General features: G+C 72.3%; 4 protein-coding genes. 3 read left to right on the top strand and 1 reads right to left on the bottom strand.

Annotation, left to right across the window (positions count from 1 at the left end; all coding sequences use genetic code 11):
* Positions 1-120: 120 nt before the first annotated feature.
* Entirely contained in the window at positions 121-3,438 is a 3,318-nt protein-coding gene (locus Q7W29_12835) for a PDZ domain-containing protein (GenBank protein ID MDO9172704.1), read from the top strand.
* A gap of 5 nt (positions 3,439-3,443) precedes the next feature.
* On the opposite strand, the gene Q7W29_12830 is transcribed toward Q7W29_12835, so the two are convergent.
* Entirely contained in the window at positions 3,444-4,586 is a 1,143-nt protein-coding gene (locus tag Q7W29_12830) for an alpha/beta hydrolase-fold protein (GenBank protein ID MDO9172703.1), read from the bottom strand.
* A 113-nt stretch (positions 4,587-4,699) separates the two neighbouring features.
* On the opposite strand from Q7W29_12830, the gene Q7W29_12825 reads away from it, so the two are divergent.
* Positions 4,700-6,325 carry an NADP-dependent glyceraldehyde-3-phosphate dehydrogenase gene (locus tag Q7W29_12825; protein MDO9172702.1) on the top strand — a complete coding sequence of 542 codons (1,626 nt, stop codon included), beginning with the start codon at positions 4,700-4,702 and terminating at the stop codon, positions 6,323-6,325.
* 73 nt (positions 6,326-6,398) lie between these two features.
* Positions 6,399-6,986: a GNAT family protein gene (locus Q7W29_12820; GenBank protein MDO9172701.1), complete on the top strand. Its 588-nt coding sequence runs from the start codon at positions 6,399-6,401 to the stop codon at positions 6,984-6,986.
* Positions 6,987-7,134: the final 148 nt, after the last annotated feature.

The following is a 7,134-nucleotide window of genomic DNA, read 5'->3' as shown; positions in this document are numbered from 1 at the left end:
CACGGTCCAGATCCGTAAGGAGAAGACGTTCATGGTCAAGCCGGGGATACCCGGCTGACGTCCGTGCGCCTGCAAACGATCCCCGGTCCGACAAGTGCAGTTTTCCAGGAGGCGAATCCCTTGAAACGACTGGCCATCCTCACCCTCGCGGCCGCGCTGGCGGCCGCCGCGCCGACGTGCGCGTCCGCTGCCGCCGCGGGCGCGTCGCAGCTCATGCGCAACCCGGACATCAGCGCCGAGCACCTCGTCTTCACCTACGAGGACGACCTCTGGCTGGCGGACGCCTCCGGCGGCCAGGCCCGCCGGCTCACCAACGGACCCGGCATCGAAAACGCCGGCAAGTTCAGCCCCGACGGCCAGTGGCTCGCCTTCAACGCCGACTACGACGGCGGCCTCGACGTCTACGTGATGCCCACCGCCGGCGGCGAGCCGCGCCGCCTGACCTTCCACCCGGGCGCCGACCAGGTGCTCGACTGGCACCCCGACGGCCGGCGCATCCTGTTCCGCTCGTCGCGCGAGCACCCGCTCGGCCAGCCGCAGCTGTTCCTGGTCGACCGCGAGGGCGGCCTGCCCGAGAAGGTGGCCGTCGACCGCGGCGCGCTGGCGAGCTTCTCGCCCGACGGCAAGCGCCTGGCCTACAACCGGATCGCCCGCGAGGGCGCCACGTGGAAACGCTACCGCGGCGGCATGGCCCAGGACGTCTGGGTGGCCGACTTCGCGACCGGCGCCATCGCGAAGGTCACCGACTTCGAGGGCACCGACAACTACCCCATGTGGTGGCAGGACCGCATCGTCTTCCTGAGCGACCGCGAGGACGGCACCCTCAACCTCTACGCGATGAGCCCGACGGGCGCTGACGTCACGCGCCTGACGAACTACCGCGACTACGACGTGAAGTCGCCCGGCTGCGGCGCCGGCCGCGTCGTCTACCAGCACGCCGGGAGCCTGCGCGTGCTCGACCTGGCCACCGGTGCCGACCGCGAGGTCATCCTGGACGTCGGCTCCGACCGCGCGCCGATGCGCACCGAACTGGTCGACGCGGCGCCGTCGACGGGCAGCTTCGGTCTGTCGCCCGCCGGCGAGCGCCTGCTGCTGGAGGCGCGCGGCGAGATCCTCAGCCTGCCCGCCGAGAAGGGCGAGTGGTTCGACCTCACCCGCACCAGTGCGAGCCGCGAGAAGAACGCCGCCTGGTCGCCCGACGGCCGCTGGGTCTGCTTCGTGAGCGACCGCGGGGGCGAGGAGCAGCTCTACCTCGCCGACCAGCGCGGCCGCGACGCCTGGCGCCCGCTGACCACCGACAACCGGGGCTTCCTGCTGCAGCCCGTCTGGTCGCCCGACTCGCAGCGGATCCTCTGGGGCGACAAGTTCATGCGCCTGAACATGGTGGACGTCGGCACCGGCAAGGTCACCGTCATCGACACGGGCGAGTACGACGACGCCTGGGAGCGCTGGGGCATCCTCGACTACGTCTGGTCGCCGGACGGGCAGTGGGTGGCCTACAGCAAGAACACCGCGAACATGAACGAGGTGATCTGCCTCTACGGCCTCGCCTCCGGGAAGAGCACGCAGGTCACCGACGACTTCTTCACCAGTTGGTCGCCCAGCTTCGACCCCGAGGGCCGCTACCTCTGGTTCCTGAGCAACCGCACCTTCACCCCGATCATGGACCGCCAGGACCAGAACCACATCTTCGTGGACATGGCGAAGCCCTACCTCGTCCTGCTGCAGGGCGGCGTCCGCTCGCCGTTCTTCGAGGACCCGGGCCTGGTGGCGGCGAAAACCGACGAGGAGAAAAAGGGCGGCAAGGACGACGAGGGCGGGAAGCCCGCCGCCACCCGCGTCGACCTCGACGGTCTCGGCGCCCGCGTCCTGGCCGTGCCCGGCGTCGAGGGCGGCAACTACTTCCGCCTGACCGCGACCGCCGACGGCTGCCTGATGCTGCGCCGCGACGAGCCGATCTTCCTGAAGTACCAGAACGTCGATGACCGCACCGCCGAGAGCGACCTCACCCTGGTGGCGTACGACGTCGCGGAGCGCGAGGCCAAGGACCTGGGCGGCGGCCTCGCCAACTACCACCTCTCGGCCGACGGTAAGAAGCTGGCGTACCGCGCCGGCAGCGCCTACGGCGTGGTCGACGCCGGCAAGGAGTTCAAGCCCGGCGACGGCGCGGTCGGCCTCGACGGCGTGCGCGTGCGCGTCGATCGCGCGCAGGAGTACCGCCAGATGCTCGACGAGGCCTGGCGCATCCAGCGCGACTGGTTCTACGACGAGAACATGCACGGCGTCGACTGGCAGAAGATCCGCGGCAAGTACGCGGCCCTGGTTCCCTGGTGCGGCGCGCGCGGCGATCTGACCTACCTGATCGGGGAGATGATCGCCGAGCTGAACATCGGCCACACCTACGTCTACGGCGGCGACCAGCAGCACGCCGGCGCGCCGTCGCGCACGGCGATGCTCGGCTGCGACTTCGCCGTCGACGAGCGCAGCGGCCGCGTGCGCATCGCCCGCATCCTGCCCGGCTGCGTCTGGGACGCCGCCGCGCGCTCGCCGCTGGCCGAACCCGGCGTGGACGTGCGCGAGGGCGACTTCCTGCTGGCCGTCGACGGCCGGCCGCTGGCTGCCGGCGCCAATCCCTACGAGCTGCTCGCCGACGCCGCCGGCCGCACCGTCGAGCTCACGGTCGCCGACAACGCCGACGGCAAGCAGCCGCGCACGGTCGTCGTCGAGCCGCTGCGCGGCGAGGGCGGCCTGCGCTACCGCGCCTGGGTGGAGGCCAACCGCCGCTACGTCGACGAGAAGTCGGGCGGCCGCCTCGGCTACCTCCACCTGCCCGACATGGGAGAGCCGGGCCTGGTCGAGTTCGGCGCCTACTGGTACCCGCAGTCGGGCCGCGAGGGCATCGTCATCGACGAGCGCGACAACGGCGGCGGCTTCGTCGGCGACATGATCATCGACCGGCTCGAGCGCGTGCTGTGGTCCCTGACCATCCCGCGCGAGGGCGGCCCCGGCCGCAACCCCGAGCGCGCGTTCCACGGCCCGCTGGCGGTCCTGATCAACGAGGACACCGGCAGCAACGGCGAGTTCTTCGCCGAGGCGGTCAAGGTCCGCAACCTCGCCACCGTGATCGGCATGCGCACCTGGGGCGGCGCCATCGGCATCGAGCCGCACCAGGACCTCGTCGACGGGGGCACGGTCACCCCGCCGCAGTTCGGCCTCTACGACCTGCACGGGAAGTGGATCATCGAGGGCCGCGGCGTCGAGCCCCACATCGAGGTGCAGAACCAGCCCGCCGCCGTCGTGGCCGGCCGGGACGACCAGCTCGACCGTGCGATCGGGCACCTGCTCGGCCGCCTGAAGGACGAGGGGGCGACGTGGCGGATTCCCGCCGCGCCGGCCTACCCCGACAAGAGCAAGCCCGGGGAGGGCATCGGCAAGTAGGAGGGCTACGGCCCGTAGAGGTACTCCAGGGCAGCCGGCAGGCTGTCGCGCCAGAAGCCCCAGGAATGTCCCTGGGGCTTCTCTTCCGATAGGCAGGCGAAGCCGCACCCGGCCAGCAGCGCGGCGAACTCGCGGTCCATCGGGATCAGCTGCGGCAGGTCGAAGGAGCCCCAGTTCAGGTAGACCCGCACGCGCTGCGGGGGCATCGCCGCGTAGGCGATCGACTGCTCGGGGGCGACGTACGGGCTCATCGCGGCGACGCGGTCGAAGTTGCCGGGGTAGCGGCGCGCCAGGTCGAGCGCGGCGTTGCCGCCGTAGCTGGCGCCCATGACGCCCCACGTCGTCCCCACGTCGTGCTGCACGGCGATGAAGGGTTGCAGGGTGCCGGTCACCCAGAGGCCGAACGGCTCCTGCAGCCCGCCGGCGTACTCGTCGGTGCGGCGTCCCGGCGGGACGCAGACGCAGATCGGCAGGTCCAGATCGGGGCGGTGCTCGGCCAGCCAGGCCAGGGCGCGGTCGAGGCCGCCCAGCGTGACGTACTCCAGGCCGTCGTGGACCAGCAGGCAGGGGCGCCGGCCGCGCGGCTCGCCCGGGGGCGTCAGCACCAGCACCTCGCGGGGGCCGCCGAGGGCGGGGGCCGGCAGTTCGTAGCGATCCGTCCGACAGACGCCCGCGGCCGGGGCGGCCACGAATTCCGGCTCGCGGTAGTCCAGCCCGCGCAGTTCGGAGTTGGGCCCGTAGCCGCCGGTGCAGGTCCGCGGGTTGCGCGCGTCGAGCAGCCACAGCGCGTCGATCACGAATTTGTAGTCGACCCGCGAACGCGACGGCAGGGTCAGGACGCAGGACCACAGGTCGGTGCCGGGCAGGTGGGCCAGGGGCAGCGTCGGCAGCCAGGCGGTCTGGTCGCCGGCGAGCCGCACGTCGTGGCCGGGGCCGCGGTAGAACAGCAGCAGCGTGTCGCCGCCCGCGAAGACGGGGTTGAAGGGGTGGTCGGCGAGCAGGGCGGAAGCCGCGGCCTGGCGGGCGGGCATGGGCAGGCGCTCGATGGCGCCGAGGCGCTCGAGCGGGCGTGCGGCCGCGCCGGCCGGCACGGCCGCGGCCAGCGCCGCGACGGCGAGCAGCGGCATCATCAACGCCTTGGTGCGCATGGGGTCCGGGCCTCCCGCCGGCGCTTCGCCGGGTTTTCACATGGTCCGCGACGGCAGCCTAGCATAGAATGTCTCCGGACGCGACTGCGCGCCCCACCAGGAAGGCGGCCCCCATGAGCGGATCCGAACGGTTCCAACGTCTGTTCCCGAACCTCGAAGCCGTGCCGCCGGAGCACCGCCTGCCCGGGCTGGTCGAGCAGTCGACCTGGCTGTGCGGCGGCGAGCTGATGGACTGGGACGGGCCCGTCCAGCGCGTGCTGTCGCCGGTGTGCGTGCCTTCGCCCGGGGGACCGAAGCAGGCGGTGATCGGCTCCTACCCCCTGATGGGGGCGGAGCAGGCGCTGGCGGCGCTCGCGGCCGCGGGTGCCGCCTGGGACCACGGCCGCGGTTCCTGGCCCACGATGGCGGTGAGCCGGCGGCTGGCGCACGTGGAGGATTTCGCCGCGCGGATGGCGTCGCGGCGCGACGAGGTCGTGCGTCTGATCATGTGGGAGATCGGCAAGTCGCTGCCCGACGCGCGCAAGGAGTTCGACCGCACCGTCGCCTACATCCACGACACGGTCGAGGCGATGAAGGAGCTGGACCGCGTCTCGTCGCGCTTCGAGGTGCGCGAGGGGGTCGTCGGTCAGATCCGCCGCTCGCCGCTGGGCGTCGTGCTGTGCATGGGCCCGTTCAACTACCCGCTGAACGAGACGTTCACCACGCTGATCCCGGCTCTGGTCATGGGCAATCCCGTCATCTTCAAACCGCCCAAGCTGGGCGTGCTGCTGCACAGCCCGCTGCTCGCGGATTTCCGCGACGCCTTCCCACCCGGGGTGGTCAACACGGTCTACGGGGACGGCGCGACGATCGTGAGTCCCCTGCTGGCGTCCGGCCGGATCGACGTGCTGGCCTTCATCGGCACCAGCCGCGTCGCCGACATCCTGCGCAAGCAGCACCCGAAGCCCCACCGACTGCGCTGCGTGCTGGGGCTCGAGGCGAAGAACGCGGCGATCGTGCTGCCCGACGCCGACCTGGACGAGGCCGTGGCCGAGTGCGTCGCGGGCGCCCTGTCGTTCAACGGCCAGCGCTGCACGGCGCTCAAGCTGATCTTCGTCCACCGCAGCCTCGCCGCGGAGTTCAACCGCCGCCTGGTCGCCGCCGTGGACGCCCTGCGCCCCGGCCTCCCCTGGGATCCCGGCGCGCAGATCACCCCGCTGCCGGAGGCCGGCAAGCCGCAGTACCTCGCGGACCTCGTCGCGGACGCCCGCGCCCGCGGCGCGCAGGTGCTCAACCCCGACGGCGGCGCCGTACACGGCACCTACGTCCACCCGGCCGTGCTGTACCCGGCGGCGCCCGGCATGCGGGTCTTCCACGAGGAGCAGTTCGGACCCGTGGTGCCGGTGGCGGTCTTCGACGACGTCGAGGAACCGGTGCGCGCGATCATGGAGTCGCCCTACGGCCAGCAGGCCAGCCTGTTCGGGCGCGACCCCGAGTCGGTCGGCCGGCTGATCGACCGGCTGGTCAACCAGGTCTGCCGCGTCAACGTCAACGCCCAGTGCCAGCGCGGCCCCGACGCGTTCCCGTTCACCGGGCGCAAGGATTCCGCCGAAGGGACGCTGTCGGTGAGCGACGCCCTGCGGGTCTTCTCGATCCGCACCCTGGCCGCCACCCGGGCCACCGACGCCAACAAGGAGCTGTTCTCGCGGATCGTGCGCGAGGGGCGCGGCACGTTCCTGAGCACGGACTGGCTCTTCTAGGAGGCAACCAGGCATCGCCCCATCCGTATCCCCCTGCGACGCCCTTCCCGTCCGCAGCCAGGAGGAGCCCGACATGACCGACTTCACCCTGACCGCCCCCCGGATCGTCCTGCGCCGCATGCAGGCCGCCGACGCCCCCGTCCTCTACGCCTACCGCTCCCTGCCCGAGGTCGCCCGTTACCAGGACTGGCTGCCCCACGATCTCGACGAGGTCCAGGGGCTGGCTCGCGCCCAGGCCGACGTCGAGCCGGGCGTCCCCGGCAGCTGGCTCCAGCTGATCATCGCCCGGCGCGACGACGGCGAGGTCGTCGGGGACTGCGGCATCCTGTTCCCGGCCGGAGCGCACGCGAGCCCGGAACTGGGGATCGCCCTGCGGCCGGACCACCGCAGCCGCGGCTACGCGACCTGCGCCACGCGCCTGATGCTCGAGCACCTCTTCGACGCGCGGAAGGTCCACCGCGTGGTGGCCCGCACCGACCCGCGCAACCTGCCCTCGGTCGCCGTGCTGCAGCGGCTGGGCCTGCGCCAGGAGGCGCACCTGCGCCGCAGCCACTGGCACCGCGGGCAGTGGGTCGACGACATGGTCTTCGCCATGCTGGACGAGGAATGGGAGCGGGAGCGCAAGCGCCTCCTGGCGCACTGCGAGGACGGCGGGGCCTGACCGCCGGTCAGTCCAGGGCGATCTCGCGACCGCCGACCACGACCGCCGCGGCGTCGCGCGGGTGGCAGAGCAGCAGCGCGGCCACGCGGTCGCCGACGCGCTCGTGGGCGAGGTCCCCGAGGTCGAAGAGCGCCAGGTCGCAGGCCTT

Source organism: bacterium (assembly GCA_030654305.1).
Classification (GTDB): domain Bacteria; phylum Krumholzibacteriota; class Krumholzibacteriia; order LZORAL124-64-63; family LZORAL124-64-63; genus PNOJ01.
Note: the sequence above shows the minus strand (reverse complement) of the source record. Positions and strands in the feature narration are given on the sequence as shown.

Excerpts from the sequence above, each read along its gene's own strand:
- Q7W29_12830 (MDO9172703.1), bottom strand. The coding sequence starts at position 4,586 with ATGCGCACCAAGGCGTTGATGATGCCGCTGCTCGCCGTCGCGGCGCTG.
- Q7W29_12825 (MDO9172702.1), top strand. The coding sequence starts at position 4,700 with ATGAGCGGATCCGAACGGTTCCAACGTCTGTTCCCGAACCTCGAAGCC.
- Q7W29_12820 (MDO9172701.1), top strand. The coding sequence starts at position 6,399 with ATGACCGACTTCACCCTGACCGCCCCCCGGATCGTCCTGCGCCGCATG.